The organism is Puia sp. (assembly GCF_035546395.1).
Classification (GTDB): Bacteria; Bacteroidota; Bacteroidia; order Chitinophagales; family Chitinophagaceae; genus Puia.
This window is the reverse complement of the sequence record NZ_DASZXR010000019.1, coordinates 1066602-1088247: the sequence shown is the minus strand read 5'-3', so window position 1 is coordinate 1088247 and position 21646 is coordinate 1066602. Positions and strand designations below refer to the sequence as shown.

Below are 21646 nucleotides of genomic sequence, written 5' to 3'. Positions count from 1 at the left end.
CATACGAAAACCGGTCAACAACACGGTAAGTCAACATGATAGCGGGTCTATTTTTGTCGCGGTTCAACCTTTGTCGCGGTTCAAGTTTTATCACTGTTCAACTCCACATATCATGCACTTTACTTTCCTACATCCTTTTAAGCTCAAAATGACCGAGGAACAACCGATGACGGTGATCCATGAGGTTCCGGATGCTTCCTGCGAAGGGGGCGAATTCCTGGATGACGCCATCCGGATGGACGATCTGTCGGCCGCGCGCTCGGAAGAATGCGTTGCCGCCGGCAGCCCTTCCGACCTGCTGTAGACAAATCCATTTGCTAACACACAAAATTACATTGTATGAAACACTATCTGATTGCTTTTGCAGTGGCCTACCTGGCGTTCGTGCTGTTCTCTTTTTCTACGAGATCACAAACACCGGCCAAAGGAGTAAAAAATATCGTATTGGTGCATGGCGCCTTTGCCGATGGTTCCAGCTGGGCGAGGGTCATCCCTTTGCTGCAGGCAAAGGGGTACCAAGTCATCGCTGTACAAAATCCACTGACCTCGTTGGAAGACGATGTGGCGGCTACGAGGCGGGCGATAGCCTCAATGGATGGACCGGTTCTGCTGGCCGCGCATTCCTATGGAGGGGTGGTGATCACGGAGGCCGGAAACGATCCCAAAGTCTCCGGGTTGCTCTATGTCGACGCGTTGATCCCTGATGACGGGCAATCGGCGGCCGATGTCATCAAACCTTATCCCCCTTCTCCTGGCAATAAGGAGTTCCGGCAGGATGCTTCGGGGTTTCTTAGTTTGTCGTTAAAGGGAATCAATGAGTACTTTGCTCAAGACCTGAGTCCTGAGGACCGGAAGGTGCTTTATGCGACGCAGATTCCCTGGGCGGCCAGGGGAACGGTCACCAGGATCGGCAAGGCGGCCTGGAAGAATAAGCCTTCGTGGTGTATCATTGGCCTGAATGATGAAACGGTTCCTTCTCCCCTGACCAGGGCCGAGGCGAAAATGATCCATGCGACTACGCTTGAGCTGCGGTCCAGCCATGTTCCGATGCTGTCTCAACCGAATAAGGTGGCCGCGTTTATTGTTGGGGCGGCGCAGAAATTGTGAGGTTGGGGTGATAGGGGTGTTCAAGGGGCGAAATCTTAGGATGCCGATCTCCCTGGGTCGCTGGTGGGCCACGTCGGCAGTCGCCGTATGGTCCGGGATGGTTCCGAGATTCCGGATCGACGGCGCATTCGCCCCTATTGAATGTCCTATTCTCCACCCGGCGGGACGAACGGGGTTGCCTACTTTTACAAAAAAAAGGATCATGCGAAAAATTATCGTTACCGAATTCATCACGCTCGATGGGGTCGTCGAGGCGCCCGGCGGCAATGAGACCCCGCATCCGCACGGCGGCTGGCAGTCCAAATACAGCGCGCCGGAGACGGGACAGTACAAGGTGAAGGAGCTCGCCAACGTGGATGCCTTATTGTTAGGAAAGAACACCTATGATTTGTTCGCGGGGTACTGGCCGGGACAGACCGGCGAGGGGTTCGCCGACCCTATCAACCGCCTGCCGAAATATGTGGTATCCCGGAGTCTGGCAAAGGTGGAGTGGAACAATAGTCATCTGCTCCGCGATGTGGCGCGAGACGTCGCCGAACTGAAGAAGGCGGATGGAGGTCCTATTCTTGTCTATGGGAGCGCCACCCTGGTCAAGGGCTTGCTTCACCATGACCTGGTTGATGAGTTGCACCTGCAGCTGTACCCGGTGGCGATCGGCGGCGGACTGAGGTTGTTTGATGATAACCGGGAGTTGAATAAGTTCGAGCTTACGCACTCGCGGGCGATGGGAACCGGGGCGTTGATACTGGAGTACCGGGTGGTGCGATGATCGCCTGGGCGGGGGCGACGGATTATCGGCTCATTACCGGCCGGCCGGTGTTCATATCCGGACAGGTTTGCCTTTTGGCAAATTCACAATTATTTGAGGATTAGTTGCTTGGCCGGTTGGCATTTTCTTCGCTCGCCTGCCGGTATGTTCAAGCACTATTTCGTCGGCGCCTGGCGCAACCTGACCCGGCATAAATTGTATTCTGCGATCAATATCCTCGGGCTTGCCACGGGGATGGCCGCCTGTATCGTGATCGTGCTGTTCGTGTATTACGAACAGAGTTTCGACAGCATACCGGCAGACGGCACTGCAAAAGCCGAACAGCATCGTTCTGACGCAATCGGCGGCGAGAACGTTGTTTGGCACCGGGGATCCGCTTGGCAAGACCGTCGCGCATTTTGGGACGGATACCGTGCTTTTTACGGTGACGGGTGTCCTAAAAGAGGTGCCCGCGAATTCAGAATTCCAGTTTGACGCGCTGCAGTCGTTCAACACCATCTACAAACCGGGCTGGATGGACCGGGGGGACCATGGAGTATATACGTACCTGGAGCTCGCGCCCAATACCAATATGGCCGCCCTGGAAAAGAAGTTCCCCGCATACCTGAAAAAGCACCGCATCGGGGACCAACACGTACAATATGACCTCTTCCTCCTACCGTTAAAGGATGTCCATGCCAATGCGACCGATATCCTCTATGACGATGTCAATTCGCAGAAATTCGACAAGCGGTATACCCATATCTTCCTGGCTGTCGGTCTGTTGGTGCTGCTCATCGCTTCCATCAATTTCGTTAACCTGGCTACGGCCCAATCGGCGGAAAGAGCCAAAGAGGTGGGCGTGCGTAAAGTGAGCGGCGCTATGCGCTCGCAGTTGGGCATCCAGTTTGTCAGTGAGACCATCCTGCTATCCCTGATCTCGCTGGTCATTGCGCTGGGGCTGGTAAGCCTTGTACTGCCATATATTGATAAACTCAGCGGCAGGAGCCTGAGCCCGCTTTTCGGGCTGCATCCGGAACTATTGGCGGCGGTGTTCGCCGGGACGATCGTGCTGGGGGTGCTATCGGGGTTGTACCCTGCCTTTTACCTGTCCGCCTTCCAGCCGGTAAGGGTTTTGAAAGGCGGGGATGATACGGGCAAGAACAAGGGCCGATTCCGGAGTGTTCTTGTGGTAGGGCAGTTCACCAGCGCTATCTTCCTGGTGATTGCCACCATTCTGGTCTTTCGCCAGCTGAATTTCATGGAGAAGCAGAACCCGGGGTTTGACCGCGACCAGGTGATCACCATCCCGTTGCATGGGATCACCTCCGGCAAATATGCCTTACTGAAAGAAGAATTGTCCGCCAGTCCGCTGGTGACCGGAGTCACTGGGGCGCAGGACCATTTGGGCGGTCCATTGGCAACGATGGGATTTGGGTTCTGGCCGGGCAATGCGCCGATGCGCGTACTGTTTACCCCCGGGATCTTTGTGGACCCCGACTATCTTACTGTTTACAAGATCCCACTGGTGGCGGGACGGAGCTTTTCCAGGGACCGATCCGCATTTAACAAGGAATTTATCATCAACGAGACGCTGGCGAAGCAGCTGCTCAAGGATCAACCCCGGACGCCGTTGTCGTGGCTGATCGGCAAACACCTGGGGGATGATACTTTGTGCCGCATCGTGGGCATCGCCAAAGACTTCCATTTTAATTCTCTCCATTATAAGATAGAGCCCCTGTTCCTGCTTGATCAGGGTGCACGAAGTTTCAACAGGATGTCGGTGAAGATCAACGGCCGTCAGGCCAGGCAGGCGATGGCTTTCATCCAGGCCAGCTGGAGAAAAGTTTTGCCGGAGTATCCATTCAGCTACCAATTCCTGGACGATGTCTTCAGGGAATTGTACCGGACGGATACGCAGATGTCCCAAATGGTAGCGATGATGGCGGGTCTGGCGATAGTTATCTCCTGCCTGGGGTTGTTTGGACTGGCCGCCTTTTCTGCTTCGAAGCGGACCAAGGAGATCGGCATCCGCAAGATCCTTGGGGCCTCGGTGAACGATGTTGTCTTCCTGCTTACGAAGCATTTTATCGGACTGGTGCTGATCGCCAACCTGATCGCTTGTCCGCTGGCCTGGTGGGCGCTTCATCGGTGGATACAGGATTATGCCTACCGGGTTGCCATCCCCTGGTGGGTGTTCGCGGGAGCCGGCGTGGCGGCGGTGCTGATCGCGCTGGGGACGGTTAGCTTTCTGGCGGTCAGGGCGGCGAGGAATAACCCGGTCAAGAGTCTGAGGACCGAGTGATGGGCATTTGCCCTTGCGGGCATTGGGTTTATCCCTGTAAATTAAGTTATATTTATAGGGCACTAAACCCTCCAACAATGATCAGGAATCTTTTTCTATTGCGGATGGCGATATTCGTGGGACTGGTTGTCCCGCTGGGCGGAAACGCACAGGCTCAGGGAACGCGGCTGCTGCGGCAACCGACGCTGAGCGCTTCGCTTGTCGCCTTTGTATATGGCGGCGATATCTGGGTCGCCGATAAGAATGGCGGCGAGGCCCGCCGGATCACGAGTACGGCGGCAACGGAAAGCGATCCGCATTTTTCACCCGATGGAAAATCGATCGCCTTTACTTCCAACCGCAGCGGCACTACAGCTGTCTATGTTGTTTCCTCCGAGGGTGGCATCCCTACGCGGCTGACCTGGTATCCGGCGGCCACTTTTGCGCGGGGTTGGACGCCGGATGGGAAACGGGTGGTGTATGCCTGTTCCCGGGAGACGGCGCCTGTAGGCTACAATCGTCTCTGGAGTGTTCCCGTCGAGGGAGGAGTCTCTACCCTGTTGCCTGCGCCGTGGGGGTTTGACGGAAGTTTGTCTCCCGATGGTAAGAAGATGGTGGTGGATCGGGTGAGCCGATGGGATGTGGAGTTCCGGCATTATCGGGGCGGGCAGAATACGCCGCTGACGGTGCTTGATCTTGAAACATTGAAGGAAACGGGGATACCGGGCGAGCGGACGATGGATATCCACCCGGTGTGGCAGGGGGATGACATTTTCTTTCTGTCCGACCGGGACTTTATCATGAATGTCTGGGCTTATTCGGTGGGCAAGGGATCGTTGCGGCAGGTGACGCATCTGAAAGAGGGCGATATCAAATGGCTGAGTGGAAACGGAAAGGAGCTGGCGTACGAGCATGGGGGTTATCTTTTCGTGCTGGACCCTGCTTCAGGGGCCAGCCGGCAGCTGGATATCCGGGTGCATGGCGATTTCCCGTGGGCGGAGCCGCATTGGGAGAACGTGACATCGAGAGCGACATCGGCGACGTTATCGCCGACGGGTAAGCGCATCCTGGTGGAGGCGAGGGGGGATATTTTCACAGTTCCGATCGAGAATGGAAATGCGCGGAACCTGACGCATAGCAGCGATGTGGCCGACAGGGCGCCTTCCTGGTCGCCGGACGGCAAATGGATCGCCTGGTTCTCGGATAAAGGGGGTGAAGGGTATGCACTGTATCTCACCGACCAGGAGGGGAAGGGGGAGCCGCGGAAAATCTCAATCGGCGAGTCGAAGCTGGCCTGGGAGCCGTGTTGGTCGCCGGACAGCAAATACATTGCTTTTGAAGATAACAAGGTGCGGATAAAGGTCATCGACGCCGCTACGGGAAAGATCACCAACGTCGATGCGGGCGGCGCCAATATCGAACGCGGGAATATGGGGTTGGTGTGGTCGCCGGATTCGAAGTGGCTGGCGTATGCAAAGACGGGACTGAATAATTTCCGGCGCGTAATGGTGTGGTCGCTGGCTACGGGGAAAACGGCGCCGTTGAGCGATCCGCTTGCCGATGCGACGCAGCCGGCCTGGGACCGGGACGCCAGGCATCTGTACTTCCTGGCGAGTACGGATGCGGCGCTGGGTTCCGGCTGGGCGAATACGAGCTCGATCCTGGCGAGGCCGAGTTTTGCGGCGTATGTGGTAGTGCTGAGAAAGGAGGATGGGCCGCCCTTCCCGCTTAAGAGTGATGATGAGGAGAAGAAGGATTCCGCGGCGGGTGGACCCAAAAAAGACAGTGTGAAGAAAGACTCGGCGGCGGGAGGTGTGAGGATCGACTTTGAGAACCTGGACCGGAGAACGGTGGCGTTGCCGATCGCGGTTGCGAATTACCGGGGGATGGTCGCCGGGCCAAAGGGGTCGGTGTTCATCCTGTCGGGCGAGGGCACGTTGAGCCGGTTCGTACTGGACACGAAAAAATTTGACGAATATGGGCAACATGTGAACGAGGTGGATGTCTCGGCGAATGGCGAGAAACTGCTGATGCGGAGCGGTGGAACCTTCCGTGTGGTGGCGACAGGGAAGCCGCCTGCGCCGGCAGAAGGAACGGTGGCGGTCAACCTGCGGATGAACCTGGATCGTCTTGCAGAGTGGAAACAAATATTTACCGAAGGATGGCGGTACGAGCGGGATTATTTCTATGACCCGGCGCTGCATGGCCGTGACTGGCAGGAGGTGTGGGCCTACTATTCGCCGATGATCCCGTATATCCGGCACCGGAGCGATCTGACCTACCTGTTGGATCAGTTGGGTGGGGAGCTAAGCGTGGGTCATAGCTTTGTATTTGGCGGGGATTTCCCTTCCGTCGATACCCTGCGAGTGGGACTGTTGGGTGCGGACCTGGTTGCATCGCAGGGCCGCTGGCAGATAAAAAGGGTCTACACGGCCGAGAGCTGGAACCCGGAGCTGAAGGCGCCGTTGGCGCAGCCGGGGTTGAAGGTTGCGGAGGGGGATTATATCCTGGCGGTGGACGGGGTGTCGCTGAGCGGCGAGGTTGACCCCTACCAGCTGCTGGATGGGAAAGCGGGGCAGCAGACGACGCTGCTTGTGAACAACAAGCCTTCGCCGGAGGGGGCCTGGTCGATACGTGTCGAGCCGGTGGCGTCAGAGTCCGCGCTGCGGCAGCGGGCCTGGGTGGAAGACAACCGCCGTAAGGTGAACGAGCTGTCGGGCGGTAAGCTGGGTTATGTCTGGGTGCCGAATACGGGCGGGCCGGGATTCGTCTCCTTCAACCGTTACTTCTTTGCGCAACAGGATAAATATGGCGCCGTGATCGACGAGCGATTCAACGGCGGGGGTAATCTTGACGACTATATGGTCGATCTGATGATCCGGCGGCAACGGGCGGCTATCACCAACGAGGTACCGGATGGCGCCGCTTTCCGGCTGCCGGCGGGTATCCTTGGACCCAAGGTCTTGCTGATAAATGAACTGGCGGGATCGGGTGGCGATTTCTTCCCGTGGGTATTCCGTCATCAGAAGGTAGGTCCGCTGATCGGGACGAGGACCTGGGGCGGGCTCGTGAAATCATCGGTTCACTATCCCTTTGTCGATGGCGGGGCGATGACGGCGCCGGATAATGCGGTGTTCGATCCGGAGTCGCATCAGTGGATCGCGGAGAACCAGGGGGTGGCGCCGGACATCGAGGTGAAGGTGGAAGCGGGGGCGGTGTCGAAGGGACATGATCTGCAGTTGGAGCGGGCGGTGCAGGAGTGTTTGAGACTGCTGGAGAAGGAGCCGAGGGGGCCGACGGAGCATCCGGCGTATTCGAAGCCGGCGAAACCCTGATGAAACTTTCATAAAATTAAAAGGCGTCCCGGGGGACGCCTTTCTTTATATTGCGACTTTTTGAATCGCGACGTATTTTTTCAGGAACTCCTTTTTCGAATCCTTGTACCAGGCGACCATCCTGAGCTTACGCAGGGTGTAGATGTACACCCAGGCGAGATCGAGCTGGCCGGGAAGGAAACCGCAGCGGGCGCTTCCGGGAAAGAGGTGGTGGTTGTTATGCCATTCCCCGGCCAGCAAACCTGGTCGGGTCTGGTTGATGGACAGGTTACTGCGATCGAAGTCCACGCCTTCCCGATGCTTTTCCTTTCCGCCGCCATGCCCGCTATAATTAAATGCGCGGATGAACGTGAACCAAAGAAAGGCGGCCGTGAAGATCGCGCTGGTCAAGGCGATCCCGCCGATGAGGGTCAACACGGTAAACCAAAAGGCCCAATTGAGCAACCAGATGGCGATGGTATAGACCGGGCTAGACAGTGAGCCCAATTTCCGGTATCGCTCGTAAGAGTTCAGTGCTACACCCGTATGGTCCATAAAATGCAGGGCCTTTTTGTGCTCTTCTTCGGTGAGATCGATCGAAACGCGTTGATGGTTGTACTCGGCCAGCATACAATACCAAAATCCCGCTTGTGCATTATAGGGATCCCCCGGCTCATCCGACTTGCAATGGTGGACGTGATGCGAGACAACATAGATCTCTTCGGGCACGGTCTTGATCACGAGGTTCTGGGTGATGATCCGCCAGAGGGGGTGGCTGAAGCCATAGGACTTATGCGTGCAATACCGGTGAAACCAGATGGTCCCATGGGTACCCATGATCACCATGGCATACACGACTACGGCGATGAGCAATTGCCAGGAGAAGTACCTGAACAGGAACAGGTAAAAGAAGGGAAGCATCCCTGCGAGCATCAGGAAGCTCACAAAAGAGATCCAGTTCTTCCGCGTCTTGAAGACATTGATGCGGGAGAAGGCTTCCGACCAAAGCTGCTTGTTTGTGGGGATGACGAGCGCGTCATTCTGGTCTTTCCAGCCATAAGAAGGGGCGTACAGAAGATTGTCAATAAAGGAGCCTTTTAACATTAGGGGTCATTTTAGAATATTGGACAAAGAACCGGTGCTACTGGCCGGCAAAGACGCATTTCTATAACGCTACCACCGGTTTTTGTTGTATCCGCGACCCGCTGAAGATATACCTTTATTTCTATAGTGTAGCCAATATTTTGGTAAAATAAGTATTATCAACCAGCGCCTTTTACCCTTTTTATGTACTGAGCTGTCTGATGAGTCTTTCCCCCTCGTATACCTGTGCTTCAGGGTATCTTCATCAAAATGGCCTTTTCCTTCGGGATGCCCCTTTCTTAAACGGGCTTGTTGGCCAGGAAGGGCGCCTGCCGGACATAGGCTTTGTCTTCCACCTGGCTGATGAGGAATCGGGCGAGGTCTGCTCCGTGGATGCCGGTTCCCGGGCAGTCTTCGAGGCTTGTCGCGATGGCTTCGCTATCCGCTGCGAGCCCGATCAGCGGCAACCTGACGAGCGTCCAGTCGACATTGGCGGCGACGAGCAATTGATACTCCAGCTGTTTGTCCGCCGTTGTTTCCCGATAGTGATCTTTCATCCAGTTGGTGCCTGCTTGTGTGACGGGCCCTTTTTTGTCCTGCGGGGTGTCGACGTTGAGGCCCGTGGTGAGAATATATCTTTTTATTCTCTTCTTTTTCATGGCGGCGAGGACGTTGCGCGTTGCCTGGCTGAAGATGGGCGGCTCGCCTTTGGGTTGGCCCAGGGTGCTGATGATGGCTGTGCAACCTTCTATGAGGCGCATGATGGCGCTTGCGTCTCGTGCATCGCCATGGACGATCTGGCTTATTCGGCCGATTTGCCCGGCCGGATCTTCGGCCGGTGGGCTGACTCGTACCAACATTCGAAAGGGAATCTTTTGCCGGATCAGTTCGCGGACTACGAATCTTCCGGATTTACCGGCGCCGCCGATGACGGCGATCATTGTATCGGATAGCATAAAACTCTTTTATAAGATAAAATAATGGTTGGGTTTCCCCAAATGGGGAAACTGGCGAGAGATGAACTTTATCTTATCAAGAGATTTTAATACCACAATATAGGGAATCTATTGTAAACTGGCTATCTCGCCGGACGATGGCCTTTTTTGCGGCTATTCCAGTTTCCGGATGCGATAGTTGCCGGCGTCGGCGACATAGATATTGCCTGCGCGATCGATGGCGATGCCGGCGGGATAATTGAACCGGGTGTTTGTGCCGACGCCGTCCTTATATCCGGCGACGCCATCGCCGGCGATGGTGGTGACATAAACATTTCCGGCGCCGTCGACCCCTACCCCATTGGGTGCATTGAATTCCGCGATATTCCCGGCACCGTCCTTAAATCCGTATTGACCGTCCCCGGCGAGGGTGGAGACCGTGTACAAATATTGGAAGATGGTGGAGGCGCTGGCTTCCTGGCCGCCGGCCTGCACGTGCAGGATGCCGATGCCGGCATGCGGCGGCACTTTCACGGTGAGCTCGTTACTTTGCGCCGACAGAACGGTGGCGGGGAGGTTGTTGATGGTGACGGTGTTGCCGCCTGGGGCTGTGCTGAAATTCGTGCCGATGATCGTGATGACCGAATCTTTTGCGGCGCTCGTGGGTGAATAGGAAATGATCTGGAGCGTGCCTGGCGGGGCGTCGGGTTGCGGGGCGTGATCTTTTTTGCAGGACGAAAAGGTCCACAAGAGAGTTGACAGGATGAGGAGAGGTTCGGTCAGGTTCATGGATGAGTTGTTTGGATGTTCCTGACAAGGGGAAAGCGGTATTCGTTGCCGGGTTTGGGGGGAAATCCAATTAACGGCGGGTTTGGGGTGATGAACGGCGGGGTGCTTCGTTGCTGCCGGACGGACGTATAGATAGCAATTCTGTTGCTATATTTGCTAAAATAAAAACACCAAAACGCCTGTCCATGATCCAAAGGCTCGCCTGGCTTTTGCTGCTTTGTCTTTGCGGCCCGAGGGCGTTGACGCAGGGAGACCCGGCGCAAGAGGGAAAGGCGTTGCTCGAGCAGTCCAAGCTATTGCGGAAACAGCAAAAGCCCATCGAGGCGATGACGGCCGCAAGGTCGGCGCTGGCCCTATTGAAAAAGACGGGCTCTCCCGCCCTTGTCGGCCAGGCCTGGTTCAACCTATCCGAACAATATGGTGGAAATTTTACCGACACGGCGATCCGCATTCGTCATGCCTACCTGGATTCGGCGACCGGCCCTTTGAAGGTTGCAGGCAACATCGAGCTGCTGGCGGAAAGCTACCGGTTGATGGCGGACCTGGATCACCTGGTAAGCAAGATGGACACGGCCCTGGGGGAGGCGAATATCGCGCTCCGTTATTATGAATCGATCCACTACCCCCAGATGCAGGGCATCTATGTGCTTTTTGCCAAGCTCCACTATATCAGAGGCGATTACCAGCAGTCCCTGCAATATGGGTTGAAGGCGCTGAAAAGCGCCGAAGCCACGAAAGACAGCAGCATGCGGCTTTGCGAGATCACCAATACGATCGGCTTCACGTATTTCAAACTGAACGAGATCGACAATGCCCGAAAATATTTCGATCTGTCGATCGGCGTTGCCGAGCGGGAAAAGGACAGTCTTACGGTGCGGATGCTGGCCTCCAATATCGTCGAGTGTTATCTGAAGCTCGGTCAGCCGCAACGAGCGCGGGACTTCTTTACGACGATCACCAATCATTACGCCGTTGCTGAGAACAAATATGAAATGGGCAGCTACGCATCGGACAAGGCCTGGTTCAAGATCTATATGGACCTGAGGGACTATGACCGGGCGGGGACCTATGTGCAGAAGCTGCTTGCGATCACGAGCCGGAATTTGAACAAACTGATCCTTAGCAATTGTTATGAGAACGCCATCCGATATTACACGGAGACCCATCGCTTTGACGCCGCCGAGCTGTATCTCGAGAAGAATGAAAAGCTGTTGGATTCGTTGCAGGACCTGGTCGGCATGACCCGGAACTACGATGAGTGGTTCACGCTGGATACGATGAAGGGTGATTTTCGTTCGGCGGCTTTGCATTCCAACCGGTTCAATAAGATCAAGGACGAGATATTCAGCCAGGAGAAGAACAAGGCGCTTGCGCAACTGCAGGTGGAATATGAGACCGAAAAGAAGGAGAAGGAGATACAGATGGAGCGGGCCAGTCTCCGGCAGTCGAACCTGATGCGGGACATTTCGATCGCGGGAGCGGGCATCCTCGCGCTGGCGGGCGCGCTGCTGTACCGGCAATACCGGCAAAAGCGCCGGGCTTATCGGGCGGAAGAGCAGAGTAATAACAAGCTGCGGCATCTGCTCTCGGAGAAGGAATGGCTGCTGAAGGAGATCCATCACCGCGTGAAGAACAACCTGCAGATCGTTCTGAGCCTGTTGAATTCGCAGTCGGCGTATATCGACAACGAATATGCGCTTACAGCGATCAGGGACAGCCAGCACCGGGTGTACGCGATGTCGCTGATACACCAAAAGCTATACGGTACGGAGAATGTCTCTTCCATCGATATGGCGCGGTATATCGGCGAGCTGGTGTCCTACCTGGCTGAGAGCTACGATACCTGGCGGCGGATCCGGTTCGACCTGGACATCGAGCCGTTGGAACTGGACGTGAGCCAGGCCGTGCCCCTTGGCCTGGTGTTGAACGAGGTGATCACGAACTCCATCAAATATGCCTTCCCCGAGGAGAGGAACGGGGTGATCTCCATCTCCCTGTCTACGGCCGTGCTGCATCGCTGTGTGCTTACCATTGCGGATGACGGGATCGGCATCCCACCGCATTACCAGGAGAAGCGGGCCGGATCCCTGGGCATGAGCCTGATCCATGCGTTGACGGGTAACCTGGATGGCTCGCTGTCGATCGGGAATGATCATGGGACGACCGTGACCATCTCCTTTGTGCGGGAGCCGTTGGTCAAGCGGACTCACCCTCTTGTTCATCCCAACTGAGCCACAGGCGGCGTTCCCTTTGCCGCGCCGACGAAATCCGAAACTGCCTGTTTGACGATATTTCGACATTTTACGAAAGGGGCTGCGTGGCTTGTCCCGCTATTCTGCTAATAATCAGTTCCCTAATTTTGGTATCAAATTAGATTCCCTTCCACCTGCAATCAATCATCACGTTTAAAAAACACCAGCAAATGAAAAAGTCGAAGACGATGATCGCCGGCGCGATGGTGGCAGGCGCCATGTCGCTACAGAGTACCTTAAGTAATGCACAGCCGATGGCGGGGGACGACCCGGCATCGACGGAGATCCGCCAATTTCATATCCAGATCCCCGCAGCGCAGATCGCGGACCTGCGTAAACGAATTTTGGCAACGAACTGGCCCGAACGGGAAACGGTCAATGACGCCTCACAGGGAGTGACCCTTGCGACGATGCAAAAGCTTGCGCAGTATTGGGCGACGAGCTATGATTGGAAAAAATGCGAGGCGAAGCTGAACGCGGTGCCGATGTTCATCACGAATATCGACGGGGTGGATATCCATTTCATCCATGTCAGGTCGAAGCATAAGAACGCCTTACCTATTATCATCACCCACGGGTGGCCGGGGTCGTTTATCGAGCAGATGAAGGTGATCGGGCCGCTGACCGATCCGACGGCTTATGGGGGAAAAGAGGAAGATGCATTCGATGTCGTTATCCCGTCGCTACCGGGTTATGGATTTTCGGGTAAGCCTACGACAGCCGGCTGGGACGGTGACCGGATCGCCAAGGCGTGGATCGTGCTGATGGAGCGGCTGGGGTATAAAAAATATGTGGCGGCCGGCGGCGACTGGGGCGATAATGTGACCGAGAATATGGCGGTGATGGCGCCGGCGGGATTGCTTGCCATTCACACGAATATGCCTGCAACGCTTTCACCCGAGATCTCCAAGCCGCTGAACATCGGCGGACCCGAACCTGCGGGCCTTGGTCCCGATGAGAAGCATGCCTGGGATCAGCTGACCTATTTCTGGGCCCACCGGCTGGGCTATGCGATCGAGATGGCCAACCGGCCGCAGACCTTATATGGCATTATGGACTCGCCTGTAGGGCTGGCTGCCTGGATGATCGACCATGATACCAAGAGCGAGGAGCTGATCGAACGCGTCTTTAATGGCGCCTCCGAGGGTCTCACGAAGGACGATATCCTCGATAATATCACGATGTACTGGTTCTCCAAAACGGTGATCTCGTCGGCCCGGCTTTATTACGAGGATAAAAGGGCCTTCTTCGATATCCGGGGTATCCAGATCCCGGTGGCTGTAAGCGCTTTCCCGGATGAGATCTACCAGGCGCCGCGCAGTTGGGCGGAAAAGGCATTCCCCAAACTGATCCATTATAACCGGCTCGAGAAAGGCGGACACTTTGCGGCATGGGAACAGCCGAAAGTATATTCGGAGGAGATCCGTGCTTCGTTCCGGCCGGTGAGGAATATGGAATAAAACAGAGCTTTATGTTGAAAAAAATCGGGTATTATATGATCTTTCCTGCACTACTTGCCGGCATCATGGGGGCCGCGGTCGAGCCGCCCCGGGACAAGCGGGGAACCAAACAACTGAAACCTATGGCGATCCCAACACCCAGGGAGGGCAGACTCCCTTCCTTCAGCGGCGCGACGCTTTGGCTCAACTCACAACCTCTAACGGCGGCCGATGTGCGCGGAAAGGTTGTCCTTGTCGAGTTCTGGACCTATACCTGTATCAACTGGCGGCGCACCCTACCCTACGTGCGCACCTGGGCCGATAGATACAAGGACAAGGGATTGGTGGTGATCGGAGTGCATACGCCGGAGTTTGGTTTTGAAAAGAATGCGGACAATGTGCGGTGGGCGATAAAGGACATGGACATCGATTTCCCGGTCGCCATGGATAATAACTATACGATCTGGCGGGCCTTCAACAACCAATACTGGCCGGCCTTGTATTTCATCGACGCCAGGGGCGATATCCGGCACCACCAGTTCGGCGAGGGCAGCTATGAGCAGTCGGAGAAGGTGATCCAGCAATTGCTGAGGGAGGCCGGGGCGTCGGGAGTAAGCGAATTGCCGACCCCTGTAGAGACCGTCGGAGCAGAAGTCGCCGCCGATTGGGGTCATCTTGGATCGGGTGAGAACTACCTGGGTTTTGAGCGGACCTCGAATTTTGCCTCGCCGGGTGGCGCCGAGCCCAACAGGCGGCAGGTGTATGTCGCGCCTGCGCGGCTCCGGCTCAACGAATGGGCGCTTGCGGGCGATTGGAGCATGGGAACCGAATCGGATGTGCTAAATGGAAAAACCGGGCGGGTGGTGTATCGATTTCATGCGCGGGATGTGAATCTTATCATGGGGCCGGCGGCGAAGGGGCATTCCGTTGGATACCGGGTGCTGATAGATGGGAAGGAGCCGGGCGATGCCCATGGCGTGGATGTGGATGCCCGGGGAAATGGGAAGGTGACCGGTCAGCGGATGTATCAATTGATCCGGCAGCGGGAGGCCATTGCCGACCGGGAGTTTGCGATCGAGTTTTTGGGGCCCGGGGTTGAGGTTTTTGACTTTACTTTTGGATAATGAATATTCTATCGTTCTTTTTAGGGAGTGGCCTGGCTTTGTTTGCCGGGACGGCGGCGGCGCAGGGGCCTTCCGGGGTCAGGCGTACCGATCTTCAGCGACATGATCTAAGTGTTCCGGGGCGGGAGGCGATCCAGGTGCGGGTCGATATCGATCCCGGTGCGGTGGCGCCGATGCATAAGCATCCGGGGGAGGAGATCATCTATGTTCTGCAGGGAGAGTTGGAGTACGACCTGGAAGGGAGGGCCCCGGTGACGTTAAAAGCCGGCGGGGTGTTGTTCGTCCCCGCCGGGGTGTTTCACTCTGCAAAAAATGTCGGCAGCGGCGTCGCGAGTGAGCTGGCCACTTATGTGGTGGAGAAGGGAAAGCCGCTGGTCGTAACGAAATAGCGCGCATGGCCGGCGCGAGCTTCGGGCGGCACCGACGGGCCGCCGGAGGCTATTTTCGATGGACCGTCACTTTCAGGTAGGTGGCGGGGATCGACGTGGTCATACTGCTTTTGCTTTCGTTCCGACTGTTGAACAGGGCAGCCAGTTCGTGTTGAAGATCGGCTGCTACGCCGTTCTTTTCGGCCGCCTCGTAGGCGTTCATGGTGGGACCATAGTAGAGTCTGAACCGGTTGAGAAACTCAACCGGTGAGTAGTCGGCCCGGAATGTGAAGGTCTCTCTTTCGAAGGTGATATCTTCTTTTGGGATGCCTGCGGCGCCAAAGCGTTCGATGACATTGCTTTCCACTCCCCATAACATCGGGCTGACGAACCCTTCGGGTGGCGGCGGGGTATAGGCCGAGCAGACCTTCAGGATCTGTGCGACGAGGGTGGGATCGCCGGGTATCCAGTTACCCATGACGATCCTGCCGCCGGGACGGGTGACGCGAACCATTTCTTTTGCCACATCCATCGGTTTTGGAGCGAACATCGCTCCGAAGATGCTGACCACGAGATCGAATGCCTTTTCCTCCAGATCGCGCAGGTCGGTTGCGTCCCCTTCCTGGAAGCTGATGTTGGTGAGACCTGCCGCTTCGGCCCTTTTATTTCCCGCTTTAACCAAATTTTCTGCGATGTCGACGCCGAGAACGATGGCGTCCAGCTTTGCCTCGGGGATGGCCGTGGTGCCGTCCCCACAGCCCAGGTCGAGGACCTTCATACCTTTGGAAATACCCAATCGGGCCACGAGTTCGGTTCCGCTCTCGCGCATCGTGTCGGCGATCTTTGTGAAATCGCCCTTCTCCCATAGTGCTTTGTTAGGATTCATACTGCTTTTATTGAAGTTAAGGATGCAATGTTCGGCATTGGCAGGCTTTTGGCTATGACCGAAAAGTTCAAATCCATGACTATAAAGCCCAGCTTCCGTGGAATTTCATAAATTTAATGGACTATGGATAATTTCCTCGACCGCGTATTGCAAAATCCCAGAAACTACCGGCAATTCCAATGCGGCCACTCGCTGATCACGGCGTTTACCTGCCCGATGGAGGCGCGGATGATGAAGACGCAGTTTGCGGACCTTTGGACCCGGTACAATTATCTCTTTTATGTCATCGACGGGCAAAAGACCTGGCACACGGCGAAGGGATCGTACCATCTTCAGAAGGACAGCTGCGTATTTGTCCGAAAGGGCGGGTTCATTCTCGAGCAGATAGCGGATATCGGCTTTTGTGTGATGCTGTTCTTTATCCCCGATGAATTTATCTGTGAGACCCTTCAAACGAGGACGAGGCCGCTGGTGAATTACGAGCAGCACTTCGAGCCCGTCATGATGCTGGAGTCGAGCGAAACGCTGAAGGGTTTCTTCCTTTCGATGTATACGTATTATACCGAATCGAAGGAGCCCGATCCGGCGTTGCTGGCGATCAAATTCAGGGAGTTGGTCCTGAATGTAGCGGACAATTCGGCCAACCGGGAGCTGTTGTCCTATTTCTGCTCCCTGTTGCATGAGCCGCAGGCGGTGCAGCTGAAGCGGGTGATGGAAGATAATTTTTGTTACAATTTGCGGCTGGAGGCATATGCCGAGCTTTGTAACCGCAGCCTTTCCGCCTTCAAGCGGGATTTTGAACGATCGTTCGGGACGAGTCCGGGGAAGTGGCTGCTCGAGCGAAGACTGGAGCATGCGCTGGAGCTTTTGAGCAACCGGAACAAAGGTGTGAGCGAAGCGGCTTTTGAGAGTGGTTTCGAGAGCAGCTCGCATTTCAGCCGGGCTTTCAAGAAAAGGTTTGGGAAGGGGCCGATGGAGATAAGAAAAGAGAAAGGCCACCTGTAGGTGGCCCTTCTCTTTATCTAGAGGACGAGCAGCTTGGTCGTTGCGATCGAGGTGGCGGTGGTGACCTTTACGGTGTAGACACCGCGGAGGCCGGCCAGGCCGATGGTGAGGAGCGGGGTGCTGGGCAGACCGCTTTGTTGCTTGACCACATCCCCATTTGAATTCAGGATCTGGACAATATAGGGACCATCCGCGTGGGCCACGATCAGCTCGGTGAAGCCGATGGCGGGGTTGGGGATGGCCGTCACTGTCATGGGCGGGGTGAAGGTCAGGCTCACGGTGTTGGAGAGCGTGGAATTGCCGAGCGAGACGACTTGTTTCAGCCGGTAGTAGTTCGTGCCGGGCAGCGGCAGCGGATCGGTGAAGTTGTAGTCGGTGCTGGGATCCGTGCTGTTGCCGCTCTTCGCCTGAACCAGGCCGATCGGCAGGAAGAGGCGGCCGTCGAGGCTTTTCTGCACTTCGAAGACCTTTGTTTGGTTCTCGGGCGTGGTGGTCCATCTCAGCAGGGCCTTGTTGCCTTGCTTCACCGCGGTGAAGGTCAGCGGCGGCAGGATCGCGCCGGTGTCCGGTTGGGTGAACGTGTACTGGGTGAACACGGGGTAGTGATCCGTGGTGGTGGTCCCGTACTTGTCGACGAGGGTGGCGACATCGGAGCGGACGGTCGCCGAGTTGGGCAGATAGAACCGGCTCATGGTATCGCTGACGATAACGTTATCGATCACGCTGCTGAAGCTGACATCCGAATGCTGACCCGAGGGGCTCAGCGGCTGGGTCGGGAACTTATACAGGGCCGAGTCGTCGATGGTGAACGAGTTCCACGACGTTACCGGCGGATTGACGCCTGCCGTGATGGTGGTATTGAGATCGTCATTGAAGTCGCCGAGGATGACGACGTTGTCGTTCGGGTATTGCGCCTTCAGCAGTGAGTCAAGGGCGTGGGCGCCGTCCTTGCGGCGGGCATAGGCCGTCAGCACCGGCGAGGTGTTGGCCTTTGCGTGGACGTTGATGAAGTGGATGGTCTGCGTATTCGTGCCGCCGTGGTTATCGCTGAGCGTCACGTTGGCCGTCAGCATGTAGGGGAACCTGCCGCTTGCCCAGTCATTATAGTAGATCGTGGCGGGATCGAGCGGATTGGCGGTGCCGAGGGTCAGCAGGGAATCCGTGCGGAGCATCGTGATCTTGGCGGTGTTGTATACGAAGGCCAGCTTCTGAACCTGGTTGATCGGATCGGGACCGCCGGGGATCGTCGGGTTGGAGAACGAGCCATATTGTCCTACCACGACGGCATAGCCCGGCATGGTGGCCACGATGGAATCCAGGGCTGCCTCATCGCATACTTCTTCGAGAGCGTAGAGGTCGGCGTGGAGGCTGGGAAGGACGACACCCACATTGGCTTTCTGCAGCGCCTTGTCGGTGGGGCCGAGAGTCGGGTCGGGAGTGCCGAACCAGTTGAGGTTCCAATCGATGACGCTGAGGGTGGAAGCCGGGTCGATGCTGTTGCCCTTGACGTTGACGATGGCCGTCGAGTCGGAGATGGTGACGGCGACGGAGTCTATGAACTGGCGGTTGCCGGCCGGCGGCGTGAAGCGGATCCACACCGGGAGTGTTTTGTTGTTGGCGGTCGTGGCGGTAAAGGCCACCGAGTCGCTGAAGTGCGTGCTGTCGGTGGATAACTGGAAGCTGCCGGATGAAGTGATCGTGATGTTCGAGGTCAGATCGTTACCGGTAACGAGGAGTTTTTGGGTAGCGCTGTTGTGAGCGGCCACGAAGCTGAATTCAACGTTATTTGTGCTTAGCGAGAGGCTCGGCGGCGGCGGGGTCAGCGAGTTGACCAGGCTGATATCGTCGACCGTCCAGCGCGAGCCGTCCTGGGTGCTGGAGGTGTATACGAAAGCGATATAAACGGTGGAGTCTTTGAAGTTTGCGAGGTTGATGTCAGACGAAAGGGTCCACACATCGGAGGCCTGGCTGGGGAATTTGCCATTCAGGTCGGTCCAGTGGGCCAGGGTGGGATCGCCCGAGCCGGTGTAGTCAGTAGACAGTTTCAGGGTCAGCGGGGCGCCGGCGAAGGCGTTGCGGCTCCAGAAGCTCAGCAGCGGGAAGGCGGCGCCGGCGAGGTTGAATCGGGGCGTGATGAGCCAGTCCTGGTTGGCGTTGTTGACGCCGGCTGCGAAACCGTTGATCTGGACGGCATGGCCGAAGGGCGAAGTTCCGGCGGGCGCGGAGCTGTCTCTGCCGAAGGCCGTGCAATCCCATACCTGGGCGCCCGTTACGCTGAAGGCGGTGAAGCCGTTCGGCAGCTGGCCGCTTCCGAGGCAGCTATCGAAGCTGGTGACGAAGGGCAGGCCCTGGGCGATGGTGTTGTTATAGGTGGTGAAGTTCCAGCTGCTGTTGGTGGTGAGACCGGCGAAGGCATTGCCGAAGATGTCGACGAAGGCGCCTGCGTCGATGCGGATCGAGTAGCTGTTACCGCCGGCGAGGGGCAGGTGGAGAATCACTGAGTCGTTGCTGACGGCGATGCGGGGATCGGTGACGGGGATGGGAGTACCATCGACGCCGTTGGTCACGAGGATAATATTGCCGGTGGCTTTGCTGACCGGTTTGGTAAATACAAGGACCGGGATGGTGCTTGCCGGGATCTGTACGGCGCCGTTAGCGGGAAGGAGCAGTTGCACCATGGGGGGGGCCGTGGTGTAGGTGCTGTTGTGCGGGTTGGGTGTGCCGGCTACGAAATCGGCGGAGTTGTTTTGAGTGTCGTGGCCATCGGGGTTGCGTTCGTCCGCGGTGGAATTGGTCAACACCGGTGCAGGCGCGGCTTCGAAGCCGGTAGCCGTGGGGCCATAGCCGACGATGTCGATGACGGTGGAGCCGCTGGGGTTGGCGCCCGTTTGTGCGACAGCAGAATTGCTGAGCAGGACCTTGCCGCTGGTAGCGCTCATAGCGATGGCGCCGGTGACGTCCGGTGTCGGCAGGGGGGTGTTGGGGCTGGCGCCGACGGCTTCCTGCACGAGGAAATAGCCATGCGGGGGGATGACGCCGCTGAGCGGTGTCACCTGCCAGGAACCGGTGCCTGCGGCGGAGTTATATTGAACGGACCAGCCGGCGAGGTTGACGGCGGTGTCGTCATCGTTAAAGAGTTCGATGAAGTCGTTGGAGAAGACGGAGCCGGAGTTACCGCCGCCGCCGTATACCTGGTTGACAACGACCTTTGCGGTGGGTGCGGCTACGGCACCCGTGAGGGTTACTATTTGCGAGTCTGCGCCTGCCGAGCGAAGGACGATGTTGCCGTTGAGCGATCCCGAGGGGTTGCCAGCGGCGATGCGCACGAAGACGGATGTATTGGCTACGGCGCCGCTTTGCTGTGTCAGGCTTAGCGCCGGGGTATAGGTGGCGCCGTCCGTCGAGAGTTCGAAACCGGTGGAGGCGTTGGCCGTGATATTTGCGGTGAGATTGGCGCCGCCGACGGTGACCGTTTGAGCCGGCGAGGCGCTGCCTGCTACTGCGGTGAAGGCAGGCAGGGAGGAGGGGCTGACCGTTATCGTCGGCACCGGTACGGTGCCTGCCGTGACGGCTGTGACGCTGAGGTCATCGATGCGCCAGTTGGCGGTGTTCTTCGAGGCATTGCCCGTACCATTGTAGGCGTAGATGCGAATGGTGATCGGTTGGCCCTGGCTTCCGGGAATGGAAACCGCGTTGCCGATCAGGGCCCAGGCGCTGTTGTTGACCAGGGTGCCGGTGGCGGCGGGGGCGGCGAAGTTGTCGAGGCTGGTACGAATGTCGTATGCCTGCGGTCCCGTGCCGGTGGAGCGGCTGCCGAAGTTGATCTGGCTGACGGTGACGGATACCGTCGCAGCCGGTGTCAGGGTCCATTCGAAATAGGTTGTCGTATCGGGCCGGAAGGCGCCGGTGTTGGCTGCGGCGCCGGCGTTGTTGCTACCGGTGGCGCCGGTGTAACCCGATGAGGCGGAGGTGGTTGTCAGCAGCGTGGTCGTACCGTTGTTGTTGCCTTGCGAGACGGCGGAGACTGTGACGCCGGCGGGGATACCTGTTGTCGGCGTTGCGGTGGAGAAGTCCCAGATGATCTGGGCGTTGGTAAGGACGGGCAACAGGAAGGCGAGGAGTAATAGGTAAAGTTTCCCCATAGAGTGTAGTTTGATTTTTATTGGCGGACAAATCTAGACGGAAAATGAAGATCACCGTTTTTTTGCGTTTGAAGAAATTATTAAGAAATAGGTACGGGTTTCCGGGTATTCCGGCCTTCTGTCCATGCCTTGACGGGTAGCGGAGATAAGCGACGACGATGCTTTCTTAA

Annotated in this window: 16 protein-coding genes; 11 read left to right on the top strand and 5 right to left on the bottom strand. The window is 57.0% G+C overall.

Translation table 11 applies throughout. The features are described from left to right. The first annotated feature begins 112 nt into the window (after positions 1-112). The 6 genes from VHE34_RS30825 to VHE34_RS30800 all read left to right on the top strand — a co-directional run bounded on the left by VHE34_RS30825 (position 113) and on the right by VHE34_RS30800 (position 7474). Positions 113-304 (top strand): hypothetical protein, encoded by a 192-nt coding sequence (locus VHE34_RS30825; protein ID WP_325595406.1) that lies wholly within the window; start codon positions 113-115, stop codon positions 302-304. Between the two features lie 35 nt (positions 305-339). Beyond that, positions 340-1107 (top strand): alpha/beta hydrolase, encoded by a 768-nt coding sequence (locus VHE34_RS30820; RefSeq protein WP_325595404.1) that lies wholly within the window; start codon positions 340-342, stop codon positions 1105-1107. Positions 1108-1309: 202 nt separating this feature from the next. Beyond that, positions 1310-1876 carry a dihydrofolate reductase family protein gene (locus tag VHE34_RS30815; protein ID WP_325595402.1) on the top strand — a complete coding sequence of 189 codons (567 nt, stop codon included), beginning with the start codon at positions 1310-1312 and terminating at the stop codon, positions 1874-1876. Positions 1877-2020: 144 nt separating this feature from the next. After that, positions 2021-2350 (top strand): ABC transporter permease, encoded by a 330-nt coding sequence (locus VHE34_RS30810; RefSeq protein ID WP_325595511.1) that lies wholly within the window; start codon positions 2021-2023, stop codon positions 2348-2350. Next, a complete protein-coding gene (locus VHE34_RS30805; RefSeq protein WP_325595399.1) occupies positions 2232-4160 on the top strand; it encodes an FtsX-like permease family protein in 1929 nt (642 codons plus the stop codon). The genes VHE34_RS30810 and VHE34_RS30805 overlap by 119 nt, the downstream gene beginning before the upstream one ends. A gap of 77 nt (positions 4161-4237) precedes the next feature. Next, entirely contained in the window at positions 4238-7474 is a 3237-nt protein-coding gene (locus VHE34_RS30800) for a S41 family peptidase (RefSeq protein WP_325595397.1), read from the top strand. Positions 7475-7519: 45 nt separating this feature from the next. Here VHE34_RS30800 and VHE34_RS30795 read toward each other — a convergent pair whose 3' ends face one another. The 3 genes from VHE34_RS30795 to VHE34_RS30785 all read right to left on the bottom strand — a co-directional run bounded on the left by VHE34_RS30795 (position 7520) and on the right by VHE34_RS30785 (position 10260). Beyond that, positions 7520-8557 (bottom strand): fatty acid desaturase, encoded by a 1038-nt coding sequence (locus VHE34_RS30795; RefSeq protein ID WP_325595395.1) that lies wholly within the window; start codon positions 8555-8557, stop codon positions 7520-7522. A gap of 278 nt (positions 8558-8835) precedes the next feature. Continuing rightward, positions 8836-9492 carry an NAD(P)-dependent oxidoreductase gene (locus tag VHE34_RS30790; RefSeq protein WP_325595393.1) on the bottom strand — a complete coding sequence of 219 codons (657 nt, stop codon included), beginning with the start codon at positions 9490-9492 and terminating at the stop codon, positions 8836-8838. A 153-nt stretch (positions 9493-9645) separates the two neighbouring features. After that, positions 9646-10260 carry an IPT/TIG domain-containing protein gene (locus VHE34_RS30785; RefSeq protein WP_325595391.1) on the bottom strand — a complete coding sequence of 205 codons (615 nt, stop codon included), beginning with the start codon at positions 10258-10260 and terminating at the stop codon, positions 9646-9648. Positions 10261-10445: 185 nt separating this feature from the next. Between VHE34_RS30785 and VHE34_RS30780 the strand changes: the two genes are divergently transcribed. The 4 genes from VHE34_RS30780 (at position 10446) to VHE34_RS30765 (ending at position 15464) form a co-directional block, all read left to right on the top strand. Next, complete coding sequence (locus tag VHE34_RS30780) at positions 10446-12491, top strand: sensor histidine kinase (RefSeq protein WP_325595389.1); 2046 nt, start codon at positions 10446-10448, stop codon at positions 12489-12491. Positions 12492-12682: 191 nt separating this feature from the next. Next, complete coding sequence (locus tag VHE34_RS30775; protein WP_325595387.1) at positions 12683-13972, top strand: epoxide hydrolase; 1290 nt, start codon at positions 12683-12685, stop codon at positions 13970-13972. Positions 13973-13983: 11 nt separating this feature from the next. Beyond that, positions 13984-15075, top strand: coding sequence for a thioredoxin family protein (locus VHE34_RS30770; protein WP_325595385.1), 1092 nt, complete (start codon positions 13984-13986; stop codon positions 15073-15075). Further along, positions 15075-15464, top strand: coding sequence for a cupin domain-containing protein (locus tag VHE34_RS30765; RefSeq protein ID WP_325595383.1), 390 nt, complete (start codon positions 15075-15077; stop codon positions 15462-15464). The genes VHE34_RS30770 and VHE34_RS30765 overlap by 1 nt, the downstream gene beginning before the upstream one ends. Positions 15465-15513: 49 nt before the next feature. Here the strand turns inward: VHE34_RS30765 and VHE34_RS30760 are convergent, their stop codons facing one another. Beyond that, complete coding sequence (locus VHE34_RS30760) at positions 15514-16329, bottom strand: class I SAM-dependent methyltransferase (protein ID WP_325595381.1); 816 nt, start codon at positions 16327-16329, stop codon at positions 15514-15516. A gap of 123 nt (positions 16330-16452) precedes the next feature. Between VHE34_RS30760 and VHE34_RS30755 the strand changes: the two genes are divergently transcribed. After that, positions 16453-17334, top strand: coding sequence for an AraC family transcriptional regulator (locus tag VHE34_RS30755; RefSeq protein ID WP_325595379.1), 882 nt, complete (start codon positions 16453-16455; stop codon positions 17332-17334). A gap of 17 nt (positions 17335-17351) precedes the next feature. Here VHE34_RS30755 and VHE34_RS30750 read toward each other — a convergent pair whose 3' ends face one another. Beyond that, positions 17352-21476 (bottom strand): T9SS-dependent choice-of-anchor J family protein, encoded by a 4125-nt coding sequence (locus VHE34_RS30750; RefSeq protein ID WP_325595377.1) that lies wholly within the window; start codon positions 21474-21476, stop codon positions 17352-17354. Between the last annotated feature and the right edge of the window lie 170 nt (positions 21477-21646).